This is a genomic window from Tepidimonas alkaliphilus, from assembly GCF_007556595.1.
Lineage (GTDB): Bacteria > Pseudomonadota > Gammaproteobacteria > Burkholderiales > Burkholderiaceae_C > Tepidimonas > Tepidimonas alkaliphila.
In genome coordinates, this window is sequence record NZ_VJNB01000001.1 from 150,040 (window position 1) to 175,896 (window position 25,857).

General features: G+C 68.7%; 20 protein-coding genes. 10 read left to right on the plus strand and 10 right to left on the minus strand.

Annotated elements, in window-relative coordinates; translation table 11 throughout:
* Positions 1-37: 37 nt before the first annotated feature.
* Complete coding sequence (orn, locus tag Talka_RS00755) at positions 38-640, plus strand: oligoribonuclease (RefSeq protein ID WP_143889111.1); 603 nt, start codon at positions 38-40, stop codon at positions 638-640.
* Positions 641-829: 189 nt separating this feature from the next.
* Positions 830-2,212 (plus strand): DEAD/DEAH box helicase, encoded by a 1,383-nt coding sequence (locus Talka_RS00760; RefSeq protein WP_246100510.1) that lies wholly within the window; start codon positions 830-832, stop codon positions 2,210-2,212.
* 26 nt (positions 2,213-2,238) lie between these two features.
* On the opposite strand, the gene Talka_RS00765 is transcribed toward Talka_RS00760, so the two are convergent.
* Positions 2,239-3,216, minus strand: a complete 978-nt coding sequence (locus Talka_RS00765; RefSeq protein ID WP_143889113.1) for a GMP reductase — start codon at positions 3,214-3,216, stop codon at positions 2,239-2,241.
* 120 nt (positions 3,217-3,336) lie between these two features.
* Here Talka_RS00765 and Talka_RS00770 point away from each other — a divergent pair, with 120 nt between their 5' ends.
* The 3 genes from Talka_RS00770 to Talka_RS00780 all read left to right on the plus strand — a co-directional run bounded on the left by Talka_RS00770 (position 3,337) and on the right by Talka_RS00780 (position 7,462).
* Positions 3,337-4,182, plus strand: coding sequence for a motility protein A (locus Talka_RS00770; RefSeq protein WP_143889444.1), 846 nt, complete (start codon positions 3,337-3,339; stop codon positions 4,180-4,182).
* A 66-nt stretch (positions 4,183-4,248) separates the two neighbouring features.
* The gene (locus Talka_RS00775; RefSeq protein ID WP_143889114.1) at positions 4,249-5,061 is read left to right on the plus strand and encodes an OmpA/MotB family protein; all 813 of its coding nucleotides are present in this window, start codon (positions 4,249-4,251) and stop codon (positions 5,059-5,061) included.
* 52 nt (positions 5,062-5,113) lie between these two features.
* Positions 5,114-7,462 (plus strand): UvrD-helicase domain-containing protein, encoded by a 2,349-nt coding sequence (locus tag Talka_RS00780; protein ID WP_143889115.1) that lies wholly within the window; start codon positions 5,114-5,116, stop codon positions 7,460-7,462.
* A 26-nt stretch (positions 7,463-7,488) separates the two neighbouring features.
* On the opposite strand, the gene Talka_RS00785 is transcribed toward Talka_RS00780, so the two are convergent.
* From Talka_RS00785 to Talka_RS00795, 3 genes are read right to left on the minus strand one after another with little or no spacing between them, the layout of a single operon-like run.
* Positions 7,489-8,265 carry a BPSS1780 family membrane protein gene (locus Talka_RS00785; protein WP_143889116.1) on the minus strand — a complete coding sequence of 259 codons (777 nt, stop codon included), beginning with the start codon at positions 8,263-8,265 and terminating at the stop codon, positions 7,489-7,491.
* Positions 8,262-9,221 carry a homoserine kinase gene (locus Talka_RS00790; protein ID WP_143889117.1) on the minus strand — a complete coding sequence of 320 codons (960 nt, stop codon included), beginning with the start codon at positions 9,219-9,221 and terminating at the stop codon, positions 8,262-8,264. The genes Talka_RS00785 and Talka_RS00790 overlap by 4 nt, the downstream gene beginning before the upstream one ends.
* Positions 9,222-9,225: 4 nt before the next feature.
* Positions 9,226-9,510 carry a hypothetical protein gene (locus Talka_RS00795; protein WP_221933828.1) on the minus strand — a complete coding sequence of 95 codons (285 nt, stop codon included), beginning with the start codon at positions 9,508-9,510 and terminating at the stop codon, positions 9,226-9,228.
* Between the two features lie 94 nt (positions 9,511-9,604).
* Here Talka_RS00795 and polA point away from each other — a divergent pair, with 94 nt between their 5' ends.
* Positions 9,605-12,355, plus strand: coding sequence for a DNA polymerase I (gene polA, locus Talka_RS00800; protein WP_143889119.1), 2,751 nt, complete (start codon positions 9,605-9,607; stop codon positions 12,353-12,355).
* A 113-nt stretch (positions 12,356-12,468) separates the two neighbouring features.
* Positions 12,469-13,272 carry an EAL domain-containing protein gene (locus Talka_RS00805; protein ID WP_221933829.1) on the plus strand — a complete coding sequence of 268 codons (804 nt, stop codon included), beginning with the start codon at positions 12,469-12,471 and terminating at the stop codon, positions 13,270-13,272.
* Positions 13,273-13,282: 10 nt separating this feature from the next.
* Here the strand turns inward: Talka_RS00805 and Talka_RS00810 are convergent, their stop codons facing one another.
* From Talka_RS00810 to Talka_RS00835, 6 genes are all read right to left on the minus strand, one after another.
* On the minus strand, positions 13,283-14,182 hold the full coding sequence (locus Talka_RS00810; protein WP_143889120.1) for a sulfurtransferase: 900 nt from the start codon (positions 14,180-14,182) through the stop codon (positions 13,283-13,285).
* 1 nt (position 14,183) lies between these two features.
* A complete protein-coding gene (locus Talka_RS00815) occupies positions 14,184-15,062 on the minus strand; it encodes a DMT family transporter (protein WP_143889446.1) in 879 nt (292 codons plus the stop codon).
* A gap of 81 nt (positions 15,063-15,143) precedes the next feature.
* On the minus strand, positions 15,144-16,310 hold the full coding sequence (locus tag Talka_RS00820; RefSeq protein WP_143889121.1) for an aromatic ring-hydroxylating oxygenase subunit alpha: 1,167 nt from the start codon (positions 16,308-16,310) through the stop codon (positions 15,144-15,146).
* Between the two features lie 165 nt (positions 16,311-16,475).
* Entirely contained in the window at positions 16,476-18,881 is a 2,406-nt protein-coding gene (locus tag Talka_RS00825; protein ID WP_185970008.1) for an ATP-binding protein, read from the minus strand.
* A 16-nt stretch (positions 18,882-18,897) separates the two neighbouring features.
* Positions 18,898-20,001, minus strand: a complete 1,104-nt coding sequence (locus Talka_RS00830) for an ABC transporter substrate-binding protein (RefSeq protein WP_185970009.1) — start codon at positions 19,999-20,001, stop codon at positions 18,898-18,900.
* Between the two features lie 55 nt (positions 20,002-20,056).
* A complete protein-coding gene (locus Talka_RS00835) occupies positions 20,057-22,327 on the minus strand; it encodes a putative bifunctional diguanylate cyclase/phosphodiesterase (RefSeq protein WP_185970010.1) in 2,271 nt (756 codons plus the stop codon).
* Positions 22,328-22,594: 267 nt separating this feature from the next.
* On the opposite strand from Talka_RS00835, the gene xseB reads away from it, so the two are divergent.
* The 3 genes from xseB to dxs are packed head-to-tail and all read left to right on the plus strand — an operon-like array spanning position 22,595 to position 25,689.
* On the plus strand, positions 22,595-22,852 hold the full coding sequence (gene xseB, locus Talka_RS00840; RefSeq protein WP_143889125.1) for an exodeoxyribonuclease VII small subunit: 258 nt from the start codon (positions 22,595-22,597) through the stop codon (positions 22,850-22,852).
* Positions 22,849-23,763 (plus strand): polyprenyl synthetase family protein, encoded by a 915-nt coding sequence (locus tag Talka_RS00845; RefSeq protein ID WP_143889126.1) that lies wholly within the window; start codon positions 22,849-22,851, stop codon positions 23,761-23,763. Before xseB ends, Talka_RS00845 begins: the two co-directional genes overlap by 4 nt.
* 45 nt (positions 23,764-23,808) lie before the next feature.
* The gene (gene dxs, locus Talka_RS00850) at positions 23,809-25,689 is read left to right on the plus strand and encodes a 1-deoxy-D-xylulose-5-phosphate synthase (protein ID WP_143889127.1); all 1,881 of its coding nucleotides are present in this window, start codon (positions 23,809-23,811) and stop codon (positions 25,687-25,689) included.
* Positions 25,690-25,857: the final 168 nt, after the last annotated feature.

Below are 25,857 nucleotides of genomic sequence, written 5' to 3' on the forward strand. Positions count from 1 at the left end.
GATCAAAGCCGCGCGCCAGATCGGCGACAATGGCGGCATGAACGACGCCGCCCCCCTGCCCGAGACGTTGGACACCGAGGCGCTAGCGCTGCCGCGCAGCGACCAGAACCTGGTGTGGATCGATTGCGAGATGACCGGCCTGGATCCGGAGCGCGACCGGCTGCTGGAGATCGCGGTGATTGTCACCGGCCCGCAGCTGACGCCGCGCATCGAAGGGCCGGTGCTGGTGATCCACCAGGACGAGGCGGTGCTGGACGCGATGGACAGCTGGAACAAGGGCACGCACGGCAAAAGCGGGCTGATCGACAAGGTGCGCGCCAGCACGCTGACCGAGGCGCAGGCCGAGGATATCCTGCTCGAGTTCATCGCGCGCTACGTGCCGAAAAACAGCTCGCCGATGTGCGGCAACAGCATCGGACAGGATCGGCGCTTTTTGGTGCGCTACATGCCCCGGCTGGAGGCGTTCTTCCACTACCGCAACCTGGACGTCAGCACGCTAAAAGAGCTGGCCAAGCGCTGGCGTCCGGAGATTTACAAAGCCTTCCAGAAGCAGCAGCGCCACACGGCGCTGGCCGATGTGCACGAGTCCATCGACGAGCTGGAGCACTACCGGCGGCATTTTCTGCGCATGGCCGAATAAGCGGGTTGGGATGCAACCGTCATGGATGCGGTGACCGCGGCGGTTTTGTGCGATAATGACCAGCGCAGCGGGTAAAGAACCCGCTGCTTTTTTATTCGATCATTGCATCTGCTGCTGGCGCGGTCCACGACGGGAACAGGCGCGGGGTGGTCGGTGTAATGTCTGCCCCACTCCCAAGGAGCCTTTCCCTTGAACACCGATTCTTTACACGCCAATTCGAGTGCGCCCGCCTCGGCAGCGGGGTTTGCCGCCCTGGGGCTGCATCCCGCTTTGCTGCGGGCCGTGGCGGAGCGCGGCTTTGAGACCCCCACCGCGGTGCAGCAGCAAGCCATCCCACTAGCGCTGCCGCAAGCCGACGGCGGCTGCGCCGACTTGATCGTTTGCAGCCAGACCGGCAGCGGCAAAACCGCAGCTTACCTGCTGCCCCTGCTGCATGGGTTGTTGCAGACGTCTGGCGCGGCGGCGACGGCGTCGATAAAAGCGTTCGGCAAGCCTGCCGAGTCAGCAGCGCGCCCATCGGTCTTGGTGTTGTGCCCGACGCGCGAGCTGGCGCAACAGGTGGGGCGCGACGCCGTCGAGCTGCTGCGCCATGCCCGCTTCCTGCGGGTGGCGACGGTGGTAGGCGGTTTGCCATACCGGCAGCAACTTCAGCGGCTAAGCGGCGTGCACCTGCTGGTGGCCACGCCGGGCCGCCTGCTGGATTTGCAGCGCAGCGGCCGCCTGCGGCTCGATGCCGTGCAGCACTTGGTGTTGGACGAAGCCGACCGCATGCTGGATCTGGGCTTTGCCGACGATCTGGCGGCCATCCATACGCTGACCGCGGCGCGACGGCAGACCTTGATGTTTTCCGCCACCATGGCGCCGCCGGTGCAGCGCCTGGCTGCGGGCGTGATGCGCACGCCGCGCCAGGTGATGCTGGCCACGCCGCAGCAGCGGCACGCCCACATTGAGCAGCGCCTGCATTGGTGTGACGACGCGCAGCACAAGCGCCGACTGCTGCACCACTGGCTGCGCGACGCCACGCTGCAGCAGGCGATTGTGTTTGCCAGCACGCAAGTGGAGTGCGACGCGCTGGCCGATGAGTTGCAACAGGCAGGCTTTGCCGCGGTGGCCCTGCACGGCGCCATGCCGCAAGGGGTGCGTCAGCGCCGTCTGCAGGCGCTGCGCGAAGGGCGCGTGCAAATTTTGGTGGCCACCGATGTGGCCGCCCGCGGCATCGATGTGCCCAGCATCTCGCACGTATTCAATTACGGCCTGCCGATGAAGGCCGAGGACTACGTGCACCGCATCGGGCGCACTGGCCGCGCGGGTCGCCAAGGGGTGGCCGTGACGATGGCCGAGCCGCGCGACCGACGCCGCTTGGCCGCCATTGAAGCGCTGCGGCGCGAGCCGATTCCGGAGCACACGGTGGCGGGCTTGGAGCCGCAACGCACCGTGTCGCGGCAAGAGCGTCAACGCGCCCCCCGCGGCCGCCGGTCAACCCTGCATTCGCGCTCGTCCGCCCGGTCGTCTCAAGGCGGGGGGCTGGCCGGTCACCGGCCCCCGAAAGCCGCGGTGCGACGCTCAGGCTGATCCCCCGAGGCGGGGCGGCGCCGGCGTCACATCAGCACGTGCTCGCCGGCGTTGTTGACGCCCAAGATGACGTAGTTCACCCGGCGAATGTCCATCAGCTGCGTGCCGCCGGCGTAGCTGATGGAGCTTTGCAGGTCTTCTTCCATTTCGCGCAGGGTGTCGGCCAGCTTGCCTTTGATCGGCTCCAGAATGCGCTTGCCTTCGATGTGGCGGCGCTCGCCTTTGTTGAAGTCCGAGGCCGAGCCGTAATACTCTTTGTAGAGCTTGCCATCCACTTCCACCGTTTGCCCGGGCGACTCCTCGTGGCCGGCCAGCAGCGAGCCGATCATGACCATCGTCGCGCCAAAGCGGATGCTCTTGGCGATGTCGCCGTGCTCGCGAATACCGCCATCGGCGATGATGGGCTTGGTGGCCACGCGCGCGCACCATTTCAGCGCCGACAGCTGCCAGCCGCCGGTGCCAAAGCCGGTCTTCATCCGCGTGATGCAGACCTTGCCCGGGCCGATGCCGACCTTGGTGGCATCAGCGCCCCAATGTTCGAGGTCGATGACCGCCTCCGGCGTGCCAATGTTGCCGGCGATCACGAAGCTGCCCGGCAGCCGCTCTTTGAGCAGCGCGATCATGCGCTGCACGCTGTCGGCATGGCCGTGAGCGATGTCGATGGTGATGTATTCAGGGGTGAGCCCCTCGGCCGCCAGGCGCTGCACCGTCTGCACATCGTGGGGCTTGACGCCCAGCGAAATCGAGGCATACAGCCCGCGGGCATGCATGCGCCGGGCAAACGCGACGCTGTCCACGTCAAACCGGTGCATGATGTAGAAATAGCCGTGGCTGGCCAGCCACTCGGCCAACGGCTCGCTGATGACCGTCTTCATGTTGGCTGGCACCACCGGCAAGCGAAAGCGCCGCGGCCCCAGCGTGACGCTGGTGTCGCACTGAGAGCGGCTGTCCACCCGGCATTTGCGGGGCAGCAGCCAAACATGTTCGTAATCAAAGATTTCCACGGCGTCGGGCAGGGCACAAAAAACCGGGCCGCCTCATGCGGGCCCGGTGCTTGATTCTAGCCCGCTGGTGCTAGGATCGCAGCGTCCGATTCCATGGGGCTGCTGGTCGTGCGTTTGGGTATGAACCCCTCCACCCTGATTGGCATGGTCGCCAGCGTGGCGTTGCTGGCGGTGCTGATCTTCTTCGCCGCGGACGATCCCTGGCTGTTTGTCGATCTGCCGGGGCTGGGCATCGTCCTGGTCGGCACGATGGCCGCCACCTTTCTCAGCTATCCGATGAAGGAGGTGCTGCGCGTCTTCGGCCTGATGCGCATCGTCATGCGCAACGAGCGGCTCTACACGCAGCGCGACATCGAAGAGCTGGTGGACATCTCGCGTCTGTGGATGCGCGACGACCCGGTGGCGGTGGAGCGCGCGCTGCCACGCGTGAAAAACCCTTTTTTGCGCACCGGCGTGCAGCTGGTGATCGACCGCATCCCGGAAGAAGATATCCTGGACCTGCTGCAGTGGCGCATCTCGCGCATGAAGGCCAAGGAAGCCGCTGAGGCGCAGCTGTTTCGCGTCATGGCCAGCTACGCGCCGGCTTTTGGCATGATTGGCACGTTGGTGGGGCTGATCAACCTGATGGACGTGGTGGCCAGCGGCGATCTGGTGGTCATCGGGCGTCAGTTGGCGGTGGCGCTGATGACCACGTTTTACGGCATCCTGCTGGCCAACTTGGTCTTCAAGCCGATTGCGGTTAAGCTGGAGCGGCGCACCGAGCAGCGCATCGTGTTGATGAACATGGTGCTGCAGGGCATTTCGATGATGTGCGCCAAGCGCAGCCCGTCGTTGATGCGCGAGACGCTGCATTCGTTCGTGGCGCATGTCGAGGATGAGATCGACGACCGCGGCGCCGCGCCAGGCGGCGGCCATGGCGCGCGCTCCGGCGCTTCGGCTGGCGGCGCGCGTCCGCCGCAAGGGTGAAGCGGGATGCCCGAGTCTGCTGCGCCGCCTCCTGCCAGCAGCCGCGTCGCTGCGAGCGGTTCGCCGATGCCCACCCCGGCGCGGCTCAGTCCGCTGCAGCGCGGGCGCTTCCAACGCTGGCACGCCGAGCCCGATCCGCCGCAGGAAGAAGAAGGCTGGCTGCTGACCTACCTCGACGTGATGACGCTGCTGCTGGTGATGCTGGTGGTGATGCTGGCGTTTTCCGAACCGATCACGCGCAAGCCGCCGCTGGGTCGCCCGTCGGCGATCGCCAGCGGCTCGGCTGAGGCCGCGGGCCGCCAGCCGCCGCTGCCGCCGGCGGGCGGCAACGTGGCGCCGCCGCTGGCGCCCTCGCAGGCCGCCAGCCAGGGGCCTGGGCCGCACCCGCCGCCGGCCCCCCCCAGCGGCGGCGCTGCCGCGCCCGCCACGGCAGGGCAAGCCGCCGCGCCCGAAGCCGCCGCCCCCATCATCGACGACAGCGTGACGCTGTTGCGCCGCGACGATGGGCTGATTTTCCGCATTCCATCCGAAGTGTTGTTTGCCCCGGGCGAAGCCGAGCTGACGCCCGCCGGCAAGACCGTCATCGACCGCCTGCTGCCGGCGCTTAACCGGCTGCCGGACTACACGGTGGTCGTGGAGGGCCACACCGACAACGTGCCGATTCAAAACGCGCGTTTTCCGTCCAACTGGGAGCTGTCGGCGGCGCGCGCCAGCAGCGTCGTGCGCCACTTGGAGGCGCGCGGCATCAACCCCACGCGCCTGCGCGCCACCGGCTTGGCCGACACGCGCCCGATCGCCCCCAACGACACCGCAGCCAGCCGGGCGCAAAACCGCCGCGTGGAGATCACGCTGGAGCCGCCGCTGCGTCCAGCCCGCTGATCGGGCCTTCGTTGAGCGCGGACTGAGCGAGGCCGCGCCTACAATGCCGCGCATGAACGACGCCCTGGCCTGGCCGCAGGAGGGCGGCGACGCGCGCGCTGCCCCGGCCCTGTCTCCCGACCATCCACTGCTGCGCGGGCTCAACCCCGAGCAGCTGGCGGCCGTGACGTTGCCGCCGCGCCACGCGCTGGTGCTGGCCGGCGCCGGCTCGGGCAAGACGCGCGTGCTGACGACGCGCATCGCCTGGCTGCTGGCCACCGGGCAGGTCGGCCCCGGCGGCGTGCTGGCGGTGACCTTCACCAACAAAGCCGCGCGCGAGATGCTGACGCGCCTGACCGCCATGCTGCCGCTGAACGTGCGCGGCATGTGGATCGGCACCTTCCACGGGCTGTGCCATCGGCTGCTGCGCGCGCACCACGCCTCGGCGGGTTTGCCGGCGACGTTTCAAATCCTGGATACGCAGGATCAGCTCAGCGCCGTCAAGCGACTGCTGAAGGCCGCCGGCGTGGACGAGGAACGGTTGGCGTCCAAAGAGCTGCAGGCGTTCATCAACCACGCCAAAGAAGACGGCTTGCGCCCGCATGATCTGGTGCCCCGCGACCCGCACACGCGCCTGAAAATCGAGCTTTACCAGCGCTACGAGGAGCAATGCCAGCGCGAGGGCGTGGTGGACTTCGGCGAGCTGATGCTGCGCAGCTACGAGCTGCTGCGCGACCACCGGCCCCTGCGCGAGCATTACCAGCGGCGCTTCCGCCACATCCTCATCGACGAGTTCCAGGACACCAACCGGCTGCAGTATGCGTGGCTGAAGCTGCTGGCCGGCGAGGTCGAGGACGGTCGCTTCTTGCCGTGCGGCAACGCGGTGATGGCCGTCGGCGACGACGACCAGAGCATCTACGCCTTCCGCGGCGCGCGCGTCGGCAACATGGCCGACTTCGTGCGCGAGTTCGGCATCGAGGCGCCGATCAAGCTGGAGCAGAACTACCGCAGCGTCGGCCACGTGCTGCGGGCGGCCAACCACCTGATCGAGCACAACCGCCAGCGCCTCGGCAAGCGGCTGCGCACCGAGCGCGGCGACGGCGAACCCCTGCGCGTGGTGGAGCTGGCCAGCGACTTTGAGGAGGCGCAGTGGGTGGTGGAGGAGATCCGCCAGCTGCTGCGCGACGGCGTGCCGGCGCACGAGATCGCCGTGCTCTACCGCAGCAACGCGCAGAGCCGCGCGCTGGAGGGGGCGCTGTTCCAGGCCGGCGTGCCGTACCGCGTCTGGGGCGGGCTGCGCTTCTTCGAGCGCGCCGAGGTCAAGCACGCGCTGGCCTACCTGCGCCTGCTGGACAACCCGCGCGACGACACGAGCTTTTTGCGCGTCGTCAACTTTCCGCCGCGCGGCATTGGCGCGCGCACGGTCGAGCAGCTGCAGCAGGCCGCGCGCGAGGCCGGCTGCGCGCTGGCCGATGCGGTGACGTTGGTGGGGGGCCGCGGCGGCGCGGCGCTGACCGCCTTTGTGGCCCAGCTGGACGTGATGCGCGAGCGCGGCGCGGGGCTGGCGCTCGCGGATCTCGTGCGCACGGTGCTGGACGACAGCGGGTTGCTGGCGCACTACCGCGGCGAGCGCGACGGCGCTGAGCGCATCGAGAACCTGGAGGAGCTGGTCGCCGCCGCGCACGCCTTCGTGCAGCAAGAGGGCTTTGGCCGCGATGCGCCGGGCGCGGCGCCGGTTGCCGATGCCGACGGTGAGACCACCAGTCCGCTTGCGGCGTTCCTGACGCACGCGGCGCTGGAGTCCGGCGACCACCAGGCGCAGGCCGGGCAGGAGGCCGTGCAGCTGATGACCGTGCACGCCGCCAAGGGGCTGGAGTTCGATGCCGTCTTCATCACCGGGCTGGAGGAGGGGCTGTTTCCGCACGAGAACAGCCTGACCGCGCACGACGGCCTGGAGGAAGAGCGGCGGCTGATGTATGTGGCGATCACGCGCGCGCGCCAGCGCCTCTACCTGACGTGGGCGCAGACGCGCATGTTTCACGGCAGCACCCGCTACCACATCCCAAGCCGCTTCCTCGACGAGCTACCGGCCGATAGTCTGCAGTGGCTGAGCCCCCCGCGCGGGCGCGGCTGGGGTGCGCCGCAGCCAGCCTGGGGCCGCAGTGCGCTGGGGCAGGACGACGTCCGCCCAGCCGGTCTGGCCGGCCTGCCGCCGGCCGCCGCTGCGGCGCCGCAGGCGCCGGTCAGCGCCGCCGGCGCCGCGATCCGCACCGGCATGGCGGTGTTCCACCCCAAGTTCGGCGAAGGGCAGGTGCTGGCGGTGGAGGGTCGCGGCGCGGACGCGCGCGCGCACGTGCACTTCCGCCGCCACGGCCCCAAATGGTTGGCGCTGGCGGTGGCGCGGCTGACGCCGGTGGAGTGATGGCGCGGGTGGCGTGAAACCGTCGCCTACGCCACCGGCGTGCCGTCGTCGTGGACGAAGCTGTCGCGGAAGGTGTAATACAGCGACGTGAAGAACGCTGCGCTCAGCAGCGAGGCCACCGGAAACATCAGCGCCTGGATCAGCGTGGCGCCGCCCACGATGCTGCTGAGCAGCACCAGCAGCAGCGCCACGGCGAAGAACACCGCCGCCCAGCCGAGGATGAACACCGCCAGCGCCGCCTTGTTGGCCCAGCAGGCCACGAAGCTGAAGAACAGCGCCTTGACCGGGTGCACGCCATGCCAGTGCACCAGCGCCGGCGCGTGCCAGAACAGCAGCCCGAGCGGCAGGTAGAGCACCGCCTGCCATGCCAGGTTGCGCAGCAGCACCGGGTCATCAAGCCGCGGGCGGCCGTCCTCGCCTGGCGTCAGGCCCTCGGCGCCGCCGCCAGCCAACAGCGTGGCCAGCGCGATCACCAGCAGCGAGCCGACCGCATACAGGCCGCCCAGCAGCAGCATCGCGCGCGCGCGCTCGCGCCCGGCTTGAAACGCGCTGGCCAGCACGGTGGGCATCGGAAAGCGTCCGCGCTCGGCCTGCTGCGTGGCGGCCATGATGCCAAGGGTGGCCGCCGGCAGCAGCGCCAGCGCCAGCGGCGCGCCCAGCAACGGAATCATGGCCAGCACGCTGACCAGCAAGATGAACATGAAAAACAGCCCGGCCATCGCCAGCGGCTGGCGTGCAAACGTGCGCAGCCCCTGCCGCACCCACAGCCAGCCGGTGCGCGCCGGCACGCGTTGCAGCCTCATGCGCCGGCCTCCGCGCGGCGCGCGCGCAGCACGCGCTCGAAGTGCGTCGGGTCGTGCGGCTTGAGCACGCTGGCCGGCCGCGGCAGATACCAGTCCCACAGCCGCGAGATCCAGAAGCGCAGCGCCCCGGCGCGGCGCAGCGCCGGCAGCAGCGCGCGCTCCTCCGCCGTAAGGGGGCGTACCGCTTCGTAGGCTTGCAGCAGCGCCTGCGTGCGCGCCGCGTCGGCGGCGCCGCTGGCCAGGTCGATGCACCAGTCGTTGAGCGTGACCGACAGGTCGAACAGCCAGGTGTCGCAGCCGGCGAAGTAGAAGTCGAACACGCCGCTCAAGCGCCCGTCGTCGAACATGACGTTGTCGCGGAACAGGTCGGCGTGCACCGGCCCGCGCGGCAGGCGCCGGTAGGCGTCGCTGGCAGCCACGGCGTTCTGGTAGGCAAGCTCGTCCTGCAGCAGCGCGGCCTGCTGCGGCTGCAGGTGCGGCAGCACCACCGGCACGGTCTCGTTCCACCACGCCAGCCCGCGCAGGTTGGGCTGCTGGCGCGGGTAATCCTGCGCCGCCAGATGCATGCGCGCCAGCATCGCGCCGACCTGCGCGCAGTGCGCCGGGCCTGGGTCGAGCACGCTGGCGCCGCGCAGCCGATTGACCACCGCGGCCGGCTTGCCGCGCACGGTGTGCAGGATCTGGCCGCTGGCGTCGGCCTGCGGATCCGGCACCGGGATGCCCTTGCCGGCCAGGTGCTTCATCAGGTGCAGGTAAAACGGCAGCTGCGCGTGCGTGAGGCGCTCAAACAAGGTCAACACCCACTCCAGGCGCTGGCCATCGCGTTCGGTGCTGACGAAATAGTTGGTGTTCTCGATGCCGCCGGCGCAACCGACCATGTCCGTCAGCCGGCCCAGACCCAGCTGCTGCATCAACGTGGCCGCTTCCTCGCGGCTGACCTCCGTGAAGACCGCCATGGCCTCAGAACGCCAGCACGCGCCACTGGCGCTGACCGGCGCCGCTGCGCCGGTCATCCTGAGCTGGGTCGATCGGACGCACCTCGTAGCCCGGCACCGCCGAGCGCGTCTGCACCTCGATGCTGCGGGTGCGTCCGCCGATGCGCAACTCTTCGATGCGGCTGTATCCGTCGGCGTGGATCAGACGCTCGACTTTTGGCTCAGGTCCACCCGATGGGGGGGTGCGCACGCCCGATTCCCCCGCGGGCTGCGCGCAAGCCCAGCCGCAAACTGCGAAGATGATGATCATCAGCCAAGCGCGGCGTTGGGCGGGGTGAGCTCGGTATGGCATACCCCTGCATTGTAGGCAATGTCGCCGCAAAGCTGCGGATACGATAGCGGCAATGGACGAAGCCCACGATGATGCCCCGCTGCTGGTGCTGGTGGACGGCTCCAGCTACCTCTATCGCGCCTACCATGCGATGCCGGATCTGCGCGCGGTGCCGGGCGACCCGGCGAGCCCGCCCACCGGCGCCATCCGCGGCATGCTCAACATGCTGCAGGCGCTGGCCAAGACCCATCCGACCGAGCACCTGGCGGTGGTGTTCGACGCGCCGGGGCCGACGTTTCGCGAGGCGCTCTACCCGGACTACAAGGCGCACCGCGCGCCAATGCCGGACGACCTGCGCGCGCAGATCGAGCCGATCCTGGAGGTGATCGGGCTGCAGGGCTGGCCGGTGCTGCGCGTGCCGGGGGTGGAGGCCGACGACGTCATCGGCACGCTGGCGCGGCTGGCCGCGCAGCAGGGCTGGCGCGTCGTCATTTCCAGCGGCGACAAGGACCTGAGCCAGCTGGTCGATGAGCGCATCACCATCGTGGACACGATGAGCGGCAAAGTGCGCGACGCCGCCGGGGTGGAGGCGGAGTTCGGCGTGCCGCCGCGGCTGATGCTGGATTTCCAGACGCTGGTCGGCGACGCGGTGGACAACGTGCCGGGCGTGGACAAGGTCGGCCCGAAGACGGCGGCCAAGTGGCTGCAGGCCTATGGATCGCTGGACGGCATCGTGGCGCACGCGCACGAGATCAAGGGCGCCGCCGGCGAGCACCTGCGCCGGGCGCTGGACTGGCTGCCGAAGGGCCGCGAGCTGCTGCGCATCCGCACCGACTGCGACCTGGCCGCGCACGTGCCGGGGTGGCCGAGCCTGGAGGCGCTGCGCCGCCGCCCGGCCGACACGGCGGGCTTGCGCGCGTTCTACGAGCGCTACGGCTTTCGCAGCCTGGCGCGCGCGCTGGACGAGGAGGCTGGCGCGCCGGATGCCCCGGCGCAGGCGGCGCTGCCGATGCAGGCGGCGCCGCTGCGCTGCACGGTGGTGCAGGACCGCGCCACGCTGCAGGCGTGGGTCGAGCGCCTGCGCGCGGCGCCGCTGGCGGCGCTGGACGCCGAGACCACCTCGCTGGACGAACTGCAGGCGCGGCTGGTCGGGCTGTCGCTGGCGGTGGCGCCGGGCGAGGCGGCCTACATCCCGCTGGCGCACGAAGGGCCGGATCGCCCCGCGCAGCTGCCGCTGGAGGAGGTGCTGCAGGCGCTGCGGCCGTGGCTGGAGGACGCCGCCGCGCCCAAGCTCGGCCAGCACGTCAAGTATGACCTGCACGTGCTGGCCAACCATGGGATTGCCGTGCGTGGTTACGTCCACGACACCCTGCTGCAGAGCTACGTGCTGGAGGCGCACAAGCCGCACAACCTCGACAGCCTGGCCGAGCGGCACCTGGGCCGCAAGGGCCTGACCTACGAGCAGGTCTGCGGCAAGGGGGCGCAGCAGATCCCCTTCGCGCAGGTGCCGCTGGAGCGCGCCGCCGCCTACGCCTGCGAGGACGCCGAGATGTGCCTGGCGGTGCACGGCGTGCTGTGGCCGCGCCTGCAGGCCGAGCCGGCGCTGCAGCGCATCTACCGGCTGGAGATGGACGTCACGCACGTGCTGCTGCGCATGGAGCGCCACGGCGTGCTGATCGACGCCGCGGAGCTGCGCCGCCAGAGCGAGGAGCTGGGACGGCGCATCGCCGAGCTGGAGGCCGAGGCGCACGCGCTGGCAGGGCAGCCGTTCAACCTCGGCTCGCCGAAGCAGATCGCCGAGGTCTTCTACGGCAGGCTCGGCCTGCCGGTGCTGAAGAAGACCGCCACCGGCGCGCCCAGTACCGACGAGGAGGTGCTGGAAAAGCTCGCCGAGGACTATCCGCTGCCGGCCAAGGTGCTGCAGCACCGCAGCCTGGCCAAGCTCAAGAGCACCTACACCGACAAGCTGCCGGCCATGGTCAACCCCGCTACCGGGCGCGTGCACACGCACTACGCGCAGGCGGTGGCCGTCACCGGGCGGCTGGCCAGCAACGAGCCGAACCTGCAGAACATCCCGATCCGCACGCCGGAGGGGCGGCGCATCCGGCGCGCCTTCATCGCCCCGCCGGGCTGGCGGATCGCCAGCGCCGACTACTCGCAGATCGAGCTGCGCATCATGGCGCACCTGAGCGAAGACGCCGCGCTGCTGAAGGCGTTCGCCGAGGGGCAGGACGTGCACCGCGCCACCGCGGCCGAGGTGTTCGGCCTGCCGCCCGAGGCTGTCAGCCCCGAGCAGCGCCGCTACGCCAAGACGATCAACTTCGGCCTGATCTACGGTATGAGCGCCTACGGGCTGGCCAAAGCGCTGGGCATCGACGCCACCGCGGCGAAGAACTACATCGAGCGCTACTTCGAGCGCTTTGCCGGCGTGCGCGCCTACATGGAGCGCACCCGCGCCCAGGCCAAGGCGCGCGGCTGGGTGGAGACGGTGTTCGGCCGGCGCCTGTTCCTGCCGGAGATCAACTCGCCCAACGGGCCGCGCCGCAGCGCCGCCGAGCGCGCCGCGATCAACGCGCCGATGCAGGGCACCGCCGCCGACCTGATCAAGATGAGCATGGTGGCGGTGCAGCGCGCGCTGGACGAGGCGGGCCTGCGCACCCGCATGATCCTGCAGGTGCACGACGAGCTGGTGTTCGAGGTGCCCGAGGACGAGCTGGAATGGGTGCGGCGCGAGGTGCCGCGCCTGATGGCCGGCGTGGCCACGCTGCGCGTGCCGCTGGTGGCCGAAGTCGGCATCGGGCCCAACTGGGAGCAGGCGCACTGAGGCGAGCCGGACTCAAGCGTCGGTTGCGCGCAGGCTAGCGCTCGCCTCCAGACTTGACAGTCTAAGGCTTAACCCAGACGATTCGGCCCAGTCCACGGGTTCAACTCGACAGCATGCCCCCTGCTCAAACGCGTCCTTACCTTGAACGCTTTTTTGACGGCGAGCTGGATCGATTGGGCGGCTGCATCCGTTGCCGCGGCGCGCAGGCGTGGCACGGCGCGCTGCGCATGGCGTTTCAGCCGATTGTCGATGTGGGCGAACGTTCGGTGTTCGCCTACGAAGCGCTGGTGCGAGGGCCCGAGGGCGAGCCTGCGGGCGCGGTGCTGGCCACGGTCGCAGACCATCAGCTTTACGCTTTCGATCAGACCTGCCGCGTGCTGGCGATCGCTACCGCGCAACGGTTGGGCCTGACGACGCGGCTGTCGATCAATTTTTTGCCCAACGCGGTTTATGAGCCCGCCACCTGCATCCGGCTCACGCTGGCGGCGGCGCACAAGGTTGGTTTTGATCCGCAGCGGCTGGTGTTCGAAATGACGGAGGCGGAAAAGATCCGCGACCCGCAGCACGCGCTGTCCATCGTGCGCGATTACCAAAGCCGCGGCTTTTTGACCGCCATCGACGACTTTGGCGCCGGCTACTCGGGGTTGAACCTGCTGGCGGAGTTTCAGCCGCAGCTGGTCAAGTTGGACATGGCGCTGGTGCGCGACATCGACCGCCACCGCGCGCGCCAGGCCATCGTCGGCGGGGTGCTGGGCGCCTGCGCCGCGCTGGGCGTGCGCGTCATCGCCGAAGGGGTGGAGACGCGCGCCGAGTACGACCAGCTGCGCGCGATGGGCGTGACGCTGTTCCAGGGCTACCTGGTCGCGCGTCCGGCGCTGGAGGCGCTGCCGCAGCCCGACTGGCGCGCGCTCGACTGAATCGCCGTCGCTACACCGAGCGCGCGCACGGCAGCCCCGGCGTGGTGCACCACTCGCTCCAGCCGCCGGCCATCAGCGCCGGCGCCGGCAAGCCCGCAAGAAGCAACGCCACCACGTGTGGCACGGCGCTGACGCCGCTGCCGCAATGGACGATGACCCGGGCCGGATCGCGGCCGGCCAGCAGCCGCTGCCACTCGGCGCGCAGCGCGTCGGCTGGCTTGTAGCGGCCGTCGGCGCCGAAGTTGTCGGTGAACGGGCGGTTCAGCGCCCCGGGGATGTGTCCGGCCACCGGGTCGAGCGGCTCGGTTTCGCCGCGATAGCGCACCGCCGCGCGCGCATCCACCAGCGTGATGCCCGGTTGGCCCAGTCGCGCGGCCACTTCGGCCACTGTCACCAGCGCCACCCGCGGCGCGGCCAAGGTCAAATCGCCAACCGGTCGTGGCGGCGCCGGCCCAGGCCCGGTGGCGACGGCGCCGCCTGCGGCCAGCCAGGCCGGCCAGCCCCCGTCCAGCAGCCGCACGTCGCGCAGCCCGCACCAGCGCGCCAGCCACCACAGCCGCCCGGCGATCATGCCGCCCTGGCGGTCGTAGGCCACCAGGGTATCCCCCTGGCGCATACCCCAGGCGCGCAGACGCTGCAAGAATGCCTCGCGTGTCGGCAGCGGATGGCGTCCGCCGCTGGCGCAAGGCTCAGCCGGGCCCGCGCTTAAATCGTCGTCCAAATGAGCGTAATGGGCGCCGGGGATGTGCCCTTCAGCATACTGCCACCCGCCCGCAGCCGGGTCGGTCAGCTCAAAGCTGCAATCCACCACGCACAAGGCCTCTTGCGCCTCGAGCCGCTGGCGCAGCGTGGGCGCGTCGATCAGCGGGTGGATATCGTCGTTGACGGACGAGGCGGGCAAGGCGGTCATGTCACGCATGCTCCTCGGCCGGCAAGCGTGGCGCGGCGCGCTGGCGCAGAAACGTGGCCGCCGCGCCACTGGCCACGATCAGCCCGATGCCGATCCAGCCGCTGGCCGGCAGCCGGTCGTCGAACAGCAGCAACCCATACAGCGCCGCAAACGCGATGCCGAAGTATTGCAGGTTGGCCGCCAAAAGCGTTGCGCCACTGGCGTAAGCGCGCGTCATGCACAGTTGCCCGAGCATCGCCAGCAGTCCGATTGGCAGCAGCCACAGCGCCTCCTCGCGCAGCAGGGGGCTGGCGCCCAGCGCGAGCGTGCCTGCAAAGCCCACCACCGCAGCGGCCACCGAGAACCAAAACACCGTGCGCGTTTCGGGCTCGCCTGCGCGCGCCAGCGCCGCCACCTGCAGGTAGGCCAGCGCGGCGCTCAACCCCGACAGCAGACCACTCAAGCCTCCCCAAGCCGCCGCGCCGTCGAAGGTGGGACGCAGCACCAGCACGACGCCGCCAAAGCCGACCAACACCGTGATCATCAGCGGCGCTTGATGGCGCAGCGGCTGCCCCTGGCGTTGCAGCAGCACGGCGCCGCCGACCAAAAAAGCCGCCACCCAGATGCTGCTCATGTAGTTGAGCGTCATGGCAGTGGGCAGCGGCAGCACCGCGATGGCGTAAAACCAACTCAGCAGCGAGACCGTGCCCACGAGGCTGCGCCATAGATGCATGGCCGGCACCCGCGTGGCCAGCGACACGCCGCGCCAGCGCGCCAGCAGGGCCAAAACCAGCGCGCCGATCGCGCCGCGGTAGCCCACGATTTCCAGCGTGTGGAAATAGGGCGCGGCCATCTTGATGCACACGCCCATGGAGGCAAAAAAACCCGCACCGGCCACCATCCACAGCGCCTGCGAGGTCGATGCTGGCGCTGCCTGAGGGGTGGCGGCTGACACCGGGGTCGGTTGGACAGTGGCCAGAGCTCAAACCTCGAAGTGGCCTTGCGCTGGCAGTCCCATCTTGGCCCGATACCACTCGTGAAAGTGCTGCATGCCGTCTTCCATCGGGCTTTGGTAGGGCCCCACTTCGCTGGTGCCGCGCTGCAGCAGCGCTTTGCGCCCGGCGTCCATGCGCTCGGCGATCTCGTCGTCCTCGGCGGCGGTTTCCATGTAAGCGGCGCGCTGCGCCTCCATGAATTCCGGCTCGAACGCGGCGATCTCTTCGGGGTAATAAAACTCCACCAGGTTGAGCGTCTTGTCCACGGCGATCGGGTGCAGGGTGGAGATCACCAGCACGTGCGGATACCACTCCACCATGATGTGCGGGTAGTAGGTCAGCCATACTGCACCGTGCTGCGGTAGGCGACCCTCGCGGTGGCGCATCAGCACCTCGTGCCAGCGCTGATACACCGGGCTGCCGGCTTTGGCGGCGAGGTTCTGCACCCCCACCGTCTGCACCGAGTATTCCCTGGCGAACTGCCAGCGCAGGTCGTCGCAGGTGACGAAGTTGCCCAGCCCCGGGTGGAACGGCACGACGTGGTAGTCCTCCAGATAGACCTCGATGAAGGTCTTCCAGTTGTAGTGGCACTCGTGCAGTTCGACGTGGCCGAGCACCATGCCGTCGAAGTTGAACGCGTCGCCCACCGCCATGCCGGCGAGATCTGCGGCGATGTCGCGCCCGTTGTCCTCGAACAGCAGGCCGTTCCACTCGCGCAGCTGCCAGCGCTGCAGGTTCAGGCACGGATCCTGCGCGAAGTGCGGCGCGCCGACCAGCGTGCCGATTTCGGCCATGCCGCGCTGGCCGCCGCTGTAGGTCCAGCGGTGCAGCGGGCAGACGATGTGGCCGCCGGCGTGCGCCTTGCCTTCGCTGGCCAGGTTGCCGCGGCCCTTGAGCATCACCGCCTGGCGGTGGCGGCAGACGTTGCTGATGAGCTCCACGCCGCGCTCGGTACGCACCAGCGCGCGGCCCTCGCCCTCCTGCGGCAGCGCGAAGTAGTCGCCGGGGTTTGGCACCGCGTTGGCATGCCCCACGTAGCGGGGCCCGGACTGAAAGATGGTCTCCAGCTCGCGCTGGAACAGCGCCTCATCGAAATAGACGGAGACCGGCAGCTGGCTGCGTGCCTGCTGCGTCGTTAGGCTCAAGTCCGACATGATGCACAGACCTCGACTCGATCCCGCCGCCAGGCGGGGTTGCGCGCACCGCGCCGCCACGATGCGCCAACTAGGGAACGATAGGGTGAGCGGCACCTCCTGGTTTGCAAAGCATTGCCCCCGCGAGCAAGGCTAACCACCTTGTGCGCGGGGGCATCAGGGATTTTACCGAGGGTGAGGGCGCCCGGCAAGCGCTTGTGGTGCAGGCGCGGCGTGATCGGCTTCGGTTGGCGCAACGCGCGGGGCGCGCACGGTAAAGCGCGCGCCTTGGCCGAGGGCGCTGTCCACCTCGATGCTGCCGCCCAGCACCCGCTCCACGATGTTGTGCACGATGTGCATGCCCAGGCCGCTGCCGCCTTGGCCGAGTTTGGTGGTGAAAAACGGCTCGAAGATGCGGCGGCGCACTTCCTCGGTCATGCCGCGGCCGTCGTCGCTGACGCGCAGCCACCAATGGGTGGCGTCGGCGCCGGCTTCGATGGCGATGCGCCCGTGCGGCAGCCCTTCCAGTCCGTGCAGCAAAGCGTTTTGAATGAGGTTGGTCAGCACTTGGCCCAACGGGCCGGGGTAACTGTCCAGCTCGATGCCGCTGGGCACGTGGACGGCCACCTCCACCGGGGCATGCTTGAGCTGCGGGTGCAGCGTCAGCAAGATTTCCTGCACCACCTCATCCAGGGTGAAGCGGCGCCGCTGCGAGCTGGTTTGGTCAACCGCCACTTGTTTGAAGCTGGTGACCAGCTCGGCGGCGCGCTGCAAGTTGTGCTCCGCAATCGACGAGCCGGTGCGCGTCTGCTCGAGAAGCGTTTGCAAGTCGCTGCGCCGCAGCCCCTGCTGCAGTTTGGCCTCGAAGGCGCGCAGGTGCTCCAGCAGCGTCGAAAGCGCCATGCGCGCGTTGCCGATCGGGGTGTTGAGCTCGTGGGCCACGCCGGCCACGAGGCTGCCCAGCGCGGCCAGTTTTTCCGATTGCACCAACTGCTGCTGGGCTGCGCGCAGTTCATGCAGAGTTTGCTGCAGTTCGCGGTTGGTGAGTTCCAGGTGCTGCGTGCGTTCCTGCACCTTGTGTTCCAACTCGCGGTTGAGGGCGCGCAGCTGCTCCTCCAGTTGCTTCTGCGCAGTGATGTCCACGTCCATGCAGACAAACCAGTGGCGGCTGTCGCCGTCGCCCGGAATGGCAAAGAGCGTGGACAGCACCCAAAGCGTTCGCCCCTGCGCGTCGGTGAGCTGGCTCTCAAACGGGCCGGCGTAGCCCCCGCTTGCGTCGAGCTGCGCCAGCAGTTCCATGAAAGCTTGGTGTTGCGCTTCGCCGTAATAAAGCTCGCGCGGCGTGCGCTGCAGCGCTTGCGCTTTGGGGATGCCCAACAGCCGCTCCGTGGCGGGGTTCCAATCCAGCACCCGGCCTTGGGCGTCATACACCTGGATCAGCACGCGCGGGGTGGTTTCGATGATGCCGCGCAGGCGCTCCTCGCGTTTTTCGATTTGCGCGGCCATGTCGGCGATGGCTTGGTCGAGCTGGGCGACGTCGCGGCTGGCCTGGCGGCGCAGCAAGTCGCGGCGGCGTTCGTAGCGCCCCTGGGCGATGCTTTGCGCGACGTCGATCAAGTCGTGCAGCTCGCGGCCCATTTTGCGGGCCGCCCAGGTCATCAGCAGCAGGCCGGTGGCGGTGCCGGCCAGAATCGTCAGGCCAAAGATCAGCCAGGCGGCGCGCACCGGCTCTTCGGCGATGTCGTAGCGGTTGCCCAAAAACAAGATCCACTGCGGGTTGGGCAAGCGCAGCGCCTGCCCGATGTAGCGCTGGCCGTGGTAGTCCAGCGTGCCATACCAAGCGCCGGTGCTTTGGATGCGCTGCAACGTTTCCAATGAGAAAAACGTTTTGCGCTGCAGCCGGTCTTGTGGGCGGGGCGACTCGATGGTCAGCCCTGTCACGTCGGTGACCAGCAGCAGCTGGGCGCCGCCGTGCTGGGCGTCGCGTTGGCGGTGGCGTTCAAAAGCGCTTAAGTGCTGCAGCCCAAGTTCGATGACCAGCCAGCCCCCGCCGCTGGGCAAGCTGTAGGCGATGACGGGCTTTTGCGTCAGCGGCGATAGGTAGAGGTCGCTCCAAGCCGCTTGCCGGGTGGGCAGCGTGCGGCGTAGCGCTTCGGTTTGGCTGAAGTCAAAGCCGCGCTCCAAATAAAGATCGTGATGGCGGCGCGCGCGCGGATCCTGAAACAGCAGGTAGTCTTGCACCACGCCGTTGGCATCGGTCAGGATGATCGCTTCGGCCAGTGGCAGCCCATGCTCAAAAAATGGCAGCTGCACGCGCTGGCGTTCTTGCTGCGGTCGCTCAACCAGCAAGGCTGCCAGCGTAGCGGCAACCTGCTCGATGGTGCGCAGCTCGCTTTGCAACAGCGTGGCAATGTCGTCGGCTTGGCGCTCGATAGCCTCTTGCTCGTTAAGCCGCAGCTGCGGCAGCCGCCACACCAGCATCAGCGCGGTTACCACCGCCGCGCTGGCCAGCGCCACCGCGATGAAAACAATCAGCATCAGACGCGGCAGCGACAGCCGCGTCCACAGGCGGGTCCAAACTGGCGCCGACATCGACAAGCCGTTTTCGTCAGGCCAAGCGCCGCAGCGCGCCTTCCGCGATGGTACAAAGAACCATGGGGCGTTGGCAGTCGCCAAAGGCATCGAAGCGAATCATGCTTTGCAGTCCTTCAAAGGTTTGCAAACGCAAGAGGGTGTTTTTAAGCGACTCGGCGGGGCGCTGGGCGCGCAGGGCGCTCAGCAGGGTGAAGGCCGCGTCGTAGCTGCGCACGTCGTTGGCCATGGGCTCGCGGCGATAGATGCGCAGGAAACGTTCGCGAAACTGGCGGTAGCGTTCGCCCGGGTGGCCCGGGTCAAAGTCTCCCACCAGCCACACGCCCTCGGCGCCGCGGCCGCCCCATTGCAGCAACACTTCCGGGCTGACCCAGTCGGTGACCATCAGCTGAGCGGACCAGCGGCGCTTCAGCCGCTGCTGCGCCAGGTAGGCCGCATCGATGGAGGGGGTGACCAGCACGATCAGCTCGGGCCGCAGTTGCTCGATGCGGTCGGGCAATTGCTGCAGCCGTAGGCCCTGATGCGCGTGGTAAGCCAGCGTGCAGACATCGGCTCGCGGGTGATGGCTGAGGTAGTCGGCGCGAAAGTGCGTCTCCCAGCTTTCGGCAAACACCGGGTTGCGGTCGCTGCGCACGATGCAGACCCTTTTAGCGGGGCGTGGTTGCAGGGCGGCAAAGCGCGCCGCTTGCAGCGCGTCGGCGCGCGTGGAGGAGCAGGTGCGAAAAAACCAATCGTCGCGGTGACCCAGCACCTCCGCAGTGGCGGTGGCCGACATGGTCAGCAGCTTCAGTTCCTCGGCCCAAGGCAGCCAGTGCAGCGCCAAGGTGCTGGTGGCAGGGCCCAGCAGCGCCACCGGTTGCTCCTGCGCGATGCGCGCAGCCAGCGCCGGCAAAGAGCTGAGGTCATCCTGGTCGTCGTATTCCAACCATTCCACTTCAGGTTGCGGCGGCGGCAGATCTTGCAAGGCCATCCATGCGGCATGGCGTTGCGCCAAGCCCGCATCGGCGTTGGGGCCGGAGAAGGTGTTGAGGATTCCAATGCGCCAGCGCGGCACCGAGCGCGGGCAGCCCGCTAGCAAGGCCGCTGCGCCGCCACCCAGCAGGAAGCGGCGCCGGCTCACGCGGGGCGGGGCGGTCCGTCTGGCCATCTTGGCCCCCCAAGCAGGTAGGGGTGAACTAATTCGCGCTGCGAGCCTGGCGGGTGATGTGTTCGGCGCACCAGGCGTGCAGATCCGCGGCGGGCATGGGCCGCGCGATGGCCCAGCCCTGGCCTTCGTGGCAGCCCATGGTCTGCAAGCGCGCCAGCACCGCTTCGTCTTCGATGCCTTCAGCGGTGACCCGCAGTTGCAAATGGTCGGCCAGCTGCACGATGGTTTCAACAATGCGCTCGCACGACCGGCTCTGCAGCATGCGTTGAATGAAAGAGCGATCGATCTTCAGCCCGTCGATGGGCAGCTCCTGCAGCCGCTGCAGGTTGGAGTAGCCGGTGCCAAAGTCATCGATGACGATCGACAAGCCCAGCTTTCGCAGCGCCTGCAGCACCGGCAGGGTTTGCAAATGATCGGGCAGTCCCACCGTTTCGGTGATTTCAAGCTCCAACGCCTGAGCCGGCATCCCATGCTGTTGCAGCGCGTCGGCCACCTCATCGACTAACGCGGGGCGGCGCAACTGAATCGGCGAGAGGTTGATCGCCACGCGCGGCAGCGGGCAGCCCTGCGCTTGCAGCCACGCCCAGTCGCGGCAAGCCCGTTGGATGACCCACGAGCCGATGGCTTCGATCAAGCCGGATTGCTCGGCCAGCGGGATAAATTGATCCGGCCCGACGGCCAGCCCCTGTGGATGACGCCAGCGCAGCAGCGCCTCAGCCCCAACCAGGCGCCGCCCGTCCAGTGCCAGCTGCGGTTGATAGGCCAGATAGAGCTCGCCGTCGGCCAGCGCATGGTGCAGCTGCTCCAGCAGCTGGGTGCGCTGACGGGTGTCATGGCTCATGGCGGGGTCGTAGCGCAGCGCCGAGCCACGGTGATGGGTTTTCGCGGTTTTCAGCGCGGTGGCCGCGTTGCGCAGCGTATCGGCTCCGCTGCGGCCAAAATCGTGGCCTTCGCACCAGGCCATGGTCGTCTGGATTTTGAACGGTTGCTGGCGAACTTGCAGCGGGCGCTGCACGGCCTGGCGCAACGCCTGCAGCCACGTGCAGGGCGAAGGCCCCAACACCGCCAGGGTGTCGGAGCCCACGCGCGCAACCTCCATGGCTTCGTGGGCCTGGGGCGCGCTGCGGGCAAACTCGTGCAGCCGCGCCGCCAGCGCGCGCAGCACATCGTCGCCGAATTCGGCGCCCATACATTCGTTGATGCCGCTGAAGCGGTCGATATCCAACAGCGCCAGCGCGTGCGCCGACGCTTGGCCTCGGGCGATCAAGTCCTGCAGTTTTTGCTCCAGCCAGGTGCGGTTGTGCGCTCCCACCCGCGGGTCGTGGTAGGCCAGCTCGCGCAGCCGCTCGATCAGGTTGAGGTTGCGCAGGTAGGCGCTTAGGTTGAGGCAAAAAACATCAATTAGGCGCTGCGTGTCGGGGTCCAGGTGGTGCGCCATCGGCAGGTACACCGCCATGTCAACCTGATCATCCCCCGCGACGAACAGCACCGTCTCCTGCGGCAGAAAGAGGCTGCGCCGTTGACGCAGCGCTTCCAGCAAGTGCTGCGTCGATGGGTGGCCGCGCAGCGCTTCCAGGGGCTGCCCGATCAGATGGGCATACATGCCCGCAGCGGCCAAGATCAAGCAGGGCTGGCCGTCATCGGGGTGATGGGCGCAGACCAAGCCTTCCGGATCGACGTCGAGCAACGCGGCCAGCTGCGTGAGCACGCCGTCGGCAAACGCCTGCAGCCCGCGGCGCTCCAACAAGTCCGCCGAGGCGTCAATGATGCGCTGCAAGCCCAAACGGTGCGTCTCGATGCTGCGGATTTGCTGATACGAGCGCACCGCAGAGGTGATGGCGGCCAACAGGCGCGGTCGCGTCAGCTCAGATTTCGACTTGTAATCGTTGATGTCGTAGCGCTCCAGCGTCTGTTGCTCAGGAGCGTAGCCGGGCTGGCCAGTGCGCAGGATGATGCGCGTGGCGTGCATGCCGAGCTGCTGGCGGATGAAGGGCACCAGCTGCAGACCGGCGTCGGCGGTTTCCATCACCACATCCAGCAGCACCACCGCGATGTCGCGTTCGCGCTGCAAAATGTCACGCGCCTGCGCCGCGCTGTAGGCGTGCAGCAGTTGCACCATGCGGCCCAGCACTTCGGTGTATTCGAGCGCGAACACCGTGGCGGTGTGCACATCCTCGTCGTCATCCACCACCAGGACGCGCCAGATTGACCGATCGGCTCTTGAGAGCTCGTCAGGCCCATCGTCGAGAAATTCGACAGGCCGATCATCCGCGGGCGCTGGGGGCACGGTCGCAGTCATGGTGGCGTTGTCATCGCGAAGCATCGGAGAAGTGGCCTTCAACCTTAACACGGTGGTTTGCTAACCGACAAGCGTGCGCCGACGCAACGCCTCGGCGGCGTTGCGCGGGCGTTGAAACGCGAACGTTCGTCCTGTGCAAGGGGGCGTTTTCCCCGCGGCGGCGGTGTCGGTTCGCCCCCACTAGAATCACAAGCATCTCGTGTGCGTCACCGCCGGACTTCCAATTCGGAAATGACGCGCAGCATCTGACAAAACTGTGGCATTTCCATGACGCTTACCCCTCATCCAGCGGCGCCCCAGCATGACCCGTCGGCTGCGCCGGCGAGCTACGAGGCGGCGGTGCAAGAGCTCGAATCCCTGCTTGCGCGTCTGGAGTCCGGTCAAATGCCGCTTGACGATTTGCTGGGGGCGTACCAGCGGGCGGCGCAGTTGCTCGATTGGTGCCGCCAGCGGCTGGATGCCGTCGAGCAGCAAATTCGCCTGATCGATGCGCAAGGCGAGCGGCCTTGGGAAGGCGACGCATGACGTTTGTTGCCGCACCCGAGCAGGCCGCCTGGGTCGCCCGCGTGTTGCAGCGGCTGGAGGCTTGGCTGGAACGGCGCTTGCCCCAGCAGGCGCCGGCGCAGCTGCACGAGCCGATGCGCTATGCCGTGCTGGACGGCGGCAAGCGCTTGCGTCCGCTACTGGTGTGGGCGGCTTGGGAGGCTGTCGGTGGCGCGTCCGACGCAGACGAAGAGGCGCCGGTTTGGTCTGTGGCCGGCGCGGTGGAGTTGATCCACGCCTACTCGCTGGTGCATGACGATCTGCCCTGTATGGACAACGACGTGCTGCGGCGGGGCAAGCCGACGGTGCATGTGCGTTTTGGTCAGGCGCAGGCGCTGTTGGCTGGCGATGCGCTGCAGGCGCTGGCGTTTGAGTGGCTGTCGTCTCCGTCGTGGGCCCAGCGCGATCCAGCCCGCGCGCTGCGGCTGGTGCACGAGCTGGCGCAAGCAGCCGGCTGGCGCGGCATGGCGGGCGGGCAGGCGATCGATCTGGCCGTGGTTGGCTGCACGCTGGATCAGAATGCTTTGGAAGACATGCACCGCCGCAAGACCGGTGCGTTGTTGCGCGCCAGCGTGCGCATGGGGGCGCTGGCCGCTGGCGCCAGCGGCGCTCAGCTGGCCGTTTTGGATGCGTATGCGCAGGCGCTCGGCCTGGCATTTCAGGTGGTGGACGACGTGCTGGACGCCACCGCCGACACCGCGACGCTGGGCAAAACTGCGGGCAAGGATGCCGCCGCCGGCAAGCCGACCTTTGTATCGCTGTTGGGTTGCGAGGGCGCGTGCGGTTACGCTGAGGCGCTGCTTGAGCAGGCGTTGGCGGCGCTGAAGCGGCTGGACGCCGACACGGCACAGCTGCAGGCGTTGGCCCGGTGGGTGGTGCGGCGCGGCCGCTGACGCCAGTGGCCGCATCGGGTGGGCGCGACCCGGGAGCTCCTAGCGATGACCTCAGGTTTGTTGGCTTCGATCCACAGTCCGGCGGATTTGCGCCGCCTGCCGCGCGCGCAGTTGCGACCGCTGGCCGACGAGCTGCGCGAATTCATCGTGCAGAGCGTGGCGCGCACCGGCGGCCACTTCAGCTCCAACCTCGGCACGGTGGAGCTCACCATCGCCGTGCACTATGTGTTCGACACCCCGCACGACCGGCTGGTGTGGGATGTGGGTCACCAGACGTACGCGCACAAGATCCTGACCGGCCGGCGCGAGCGCATGGCCACGCTGCGCCAGCTGGGGGGCTTGAGCGGCTTTCCGGTGCGCAGCGAAAGCGAATACGACGCCTTCGGCACCGCGCATTCGTCCACCAGCATCTCGGCGGCGCTGGGCATGGCGGTGGCCGCGCACGCCAAGGGCGAGCGCCGGCGCGCCATCGCCATCATCGGCGACGGGGCGATGACCGCCGGCATGGCGTTCGAGGCGCTCAACAACGCCGGGGTCACCAAGCTGCCGCTGCTGGTCATCCTCAACGACAACGACATGTCGATCAGCCCGCCGGTGGGGGCGCTCAACCGCTACCTGGCGCAGCTGATGAGCGGGCGCTTCTACGCCGCCGCACGCCACGTCGGCAAGCAGGTGCTCAGCGTGGCGCCGCCGCTGCTGGAGCTGGCGCGCCGCTTCGAGGAGCACGCCAAGGGCATGGTGGCGCCGGCCACGCTGTTCGAGAAGTTCGGCTTCAACTACATCGGCCCGATCGACGGCCACGACCTGGACGCGCTGATCCCGACGCTGGACAACATCCGCCGGTTGCTCGACGACGGCGCCGGGCCGCAGTTCCTGCACGTCGTCACGAAAAAAGGACAGGGCTACAAGCTGGCCGAGGCCGACCCCGTCACCTACCACGGCCCGGGCAAGTTCGACCCCAAGGTCGGCATCGTGCCGCCGGCGCAGCCGCCCAAGCCGACGTTTTCGCAGGTGTTTGGCCGCTGGCTGTGCGACATGGCCGAGCGCGACCGGCGGCTCGTCGGCATCACGCCGGCGATGCGTGAAGGCTCCGGCATGGTGGAGTTCCACCAGCGCTTCCCCGACCGCTACCACGACGTCGGCATCGCCGAGCAGCACGCGGTGACGTTCGCCGCGGGCCTTGCGTGCGAGGGGATGAAGCCGGTGGTGGCGATCTACTCGACCTTCCTGCAGCGCGCCTACGACCAGGCGATCCACGACGTGGCGCTGCAGAACCTGCCGGTGGTGTTCGCGCTGGACCGCGCCGGCATCGTCGGCGCCGACGGGCCGACGCACTGCGGCGCCTACGACATCGCCTACCTGCGCTGCGTGCCCAACATGGCGATCGCCTGCCCGTCCGACGAGGCCGAGTGCTACCAGCTGCTGACCACCGCGTTCGGGCGCGACCATCCGGTGGCGGTGCGCTACCCGCGCGGCGCCGGCATCGGCGCGCCGATCCCCTCGGAGCCCCAGGCGCTGCCGTTCGGCAAAGGGCAGCGGCGCCGCAGCGGGCGGGGCGTGGCGATCCTGGCTTTCGGCACGCTGCTGCACCCGGCGCTGCAGGCCGCCGAGGCGCTGGACGCCACCGTGGCCGACATGCGCTGGGCCAAGCCGCTGGACCGCGAGCTGGTGCTGGAGCTGGCCGCCACGCACGAGGCGCTGGTGACGCTGGAGGAGGGCAGTGTGGCCGGCGGCGCCGGCAGCGCCGTGCTGGAGTTGCTGGCCGCCGAGGGCGTCGTCAAGCCAGTGCTGCAGCTCGGGCTGCCGGATCGCTTCATCGAGCACGGCGACCCCGGAGTGCTGCTGTCGCGGCTAGGCTTGGACGCCGAAGGCATCGAGCGCCAGGTGCGAACCCGCTTTGCGGCGCTGTGCCGGGCCAAGACCTGAAGTGGCGGCGGATGGGGCATGCGTGGCGCGCTTGGCGGCCTGTCGTCCGTGCGCGGCTCGCATCCTTCCGTCTGGCCGATCGTCGCAGCGTGAAAGGGCTGCAAGCCGGTTTTGAAATGATTTCAAAACTGCGGCGGCCGCTCCTAGGGTTTACACGTTGCCGAAACG

What these genes read in the sequence shown, in the direction of transcription:
- orn (WP_143889111.1), top strand. Translation starts at nt 38, where the DNA reads ATGAACGACGCCGCCCCCCTGCCCGAGACGTTGGACACCGAGGCGCTA.
- Talka_RS00770 (WP_143889444.1), top strand. Translation starts at nt 3,337, where the DNA reads ATGAACCCCTCCACCCTGATTGGCATGGTCGCCAGCGTGGCGTTGCTG.
- Talka_RS00775 (WP_143889114.1), top strand. Translation starts at nt 4,249, where the DNA reads ATGCCCACCCCGGCGCGGCTCAGTCCGCTGCAGCGCGGGCGCTTCCAA.
- Talka_RS00780 (WP_143889115.1), top strand. Translation starts at nt 5,114, where the DNA reads ATGAACGACGCCCTGGCCTGGCCGCAGGAGGGCGGCGACGCGCGCGCT.
- Talka_RS00785 (WP_143889116.1), bottom strand. Translation starts at nt 8,265, where the DNA reads ATGAGGCTGCAACGCGTGCCGGCGCGCACCGGCTGGCTGTGGGTGCGG.
- Talka_RS00790 (WP_143889117.1), bottom strand. Translation starts at nt 9,221, where the DNA reads ATGGCGGTCTTCACGGAGGTCAGCCGCGAGGAAGCGGCCACGTTGATG.
- Talka_RS00795 (WP_221933828.1), bottom strand. Translation starts at nt 9,510, where the DNA reads ATGATCATCATCTTCGCAGTTTGCGGCTGGGCTTGCGCGCAGCCCGCG.
- polA (WP_143889119.1), top strand. Translation starts at nt 9,605, where the DNA reads ATGGACGAAGCCCACGATGATGCCCCGCTGCTGGTGCTGGTGGACGGC.
- Talka_RS00805 (WP_221933829.1), top strand. Translation starts at nt 12,469, where the DNA reads ATGCCCCCTGCTCAAACGCGTCCTTACCTTGAACGCTTTTTTGACGGC.
- Talka_RS00810 (WP_143889120.1), bottom strand. Translation starts at nt 14,182, where the DNA reads ATGACCGCCTTGCCCGCCTCGTCCGTCAACGACGATATCCACCCGCTG.
- Talka_RS00815 (WP_143889446.1), bottom strand. Translation starts at nt 15,062, where the DNA reads ATGGTGGCCGGTGCGGGTTTTTTTGCCTCCATGGGCGTGTGCATCAAG.
- Talka_RS00820 (WP_143889121.1), bottom strand. Translation starts at nt 16,310, where the DNA reads ATGTCGGACTTGAGCCTAACGACGCAGCAGGCACGCAGCCAGCTGCCG.
- Talka_RS00825 (WP_185970008.1), bottom strand. Translation starts at nt 18,881, where the DNA reads ATGTCGGCGCCAGTTTGGACCCGCCTGTGGACGCGGCTGTCGCTGCCG.
- Talka_RS00835 (WP_185970010.1), bottom strand. Translation starts at nt 22,327, where the DNA reads ATGACTGCGACCGTGCCCCCAGCGCCCGCGGATGATCGGCCTGTCGAA.
- xseB (WP_143889125.1), top strand. Translation starts at nt 22,595, where the DNA reads ATGACGCTTACCCCTCATCCAGCGGCGCCCCAGCATGACCCGTCGGCT.
- Talka_RS00845 (WP_143889126.1), top strand. Translation starts at nt 22,849, where the DNA reads ATGACGTTTGTTGCCGCACCCGAGCAGGCCGCCTGGGTCGCCCGCGTG.
- dxs (WP_143889127.1), top strand. Translation starts at nt 23,809, where the DNA reads ATGACCTCAGGTTTGTTGGCTTCGATCCACAGTCCGGCGGATTTGCGC.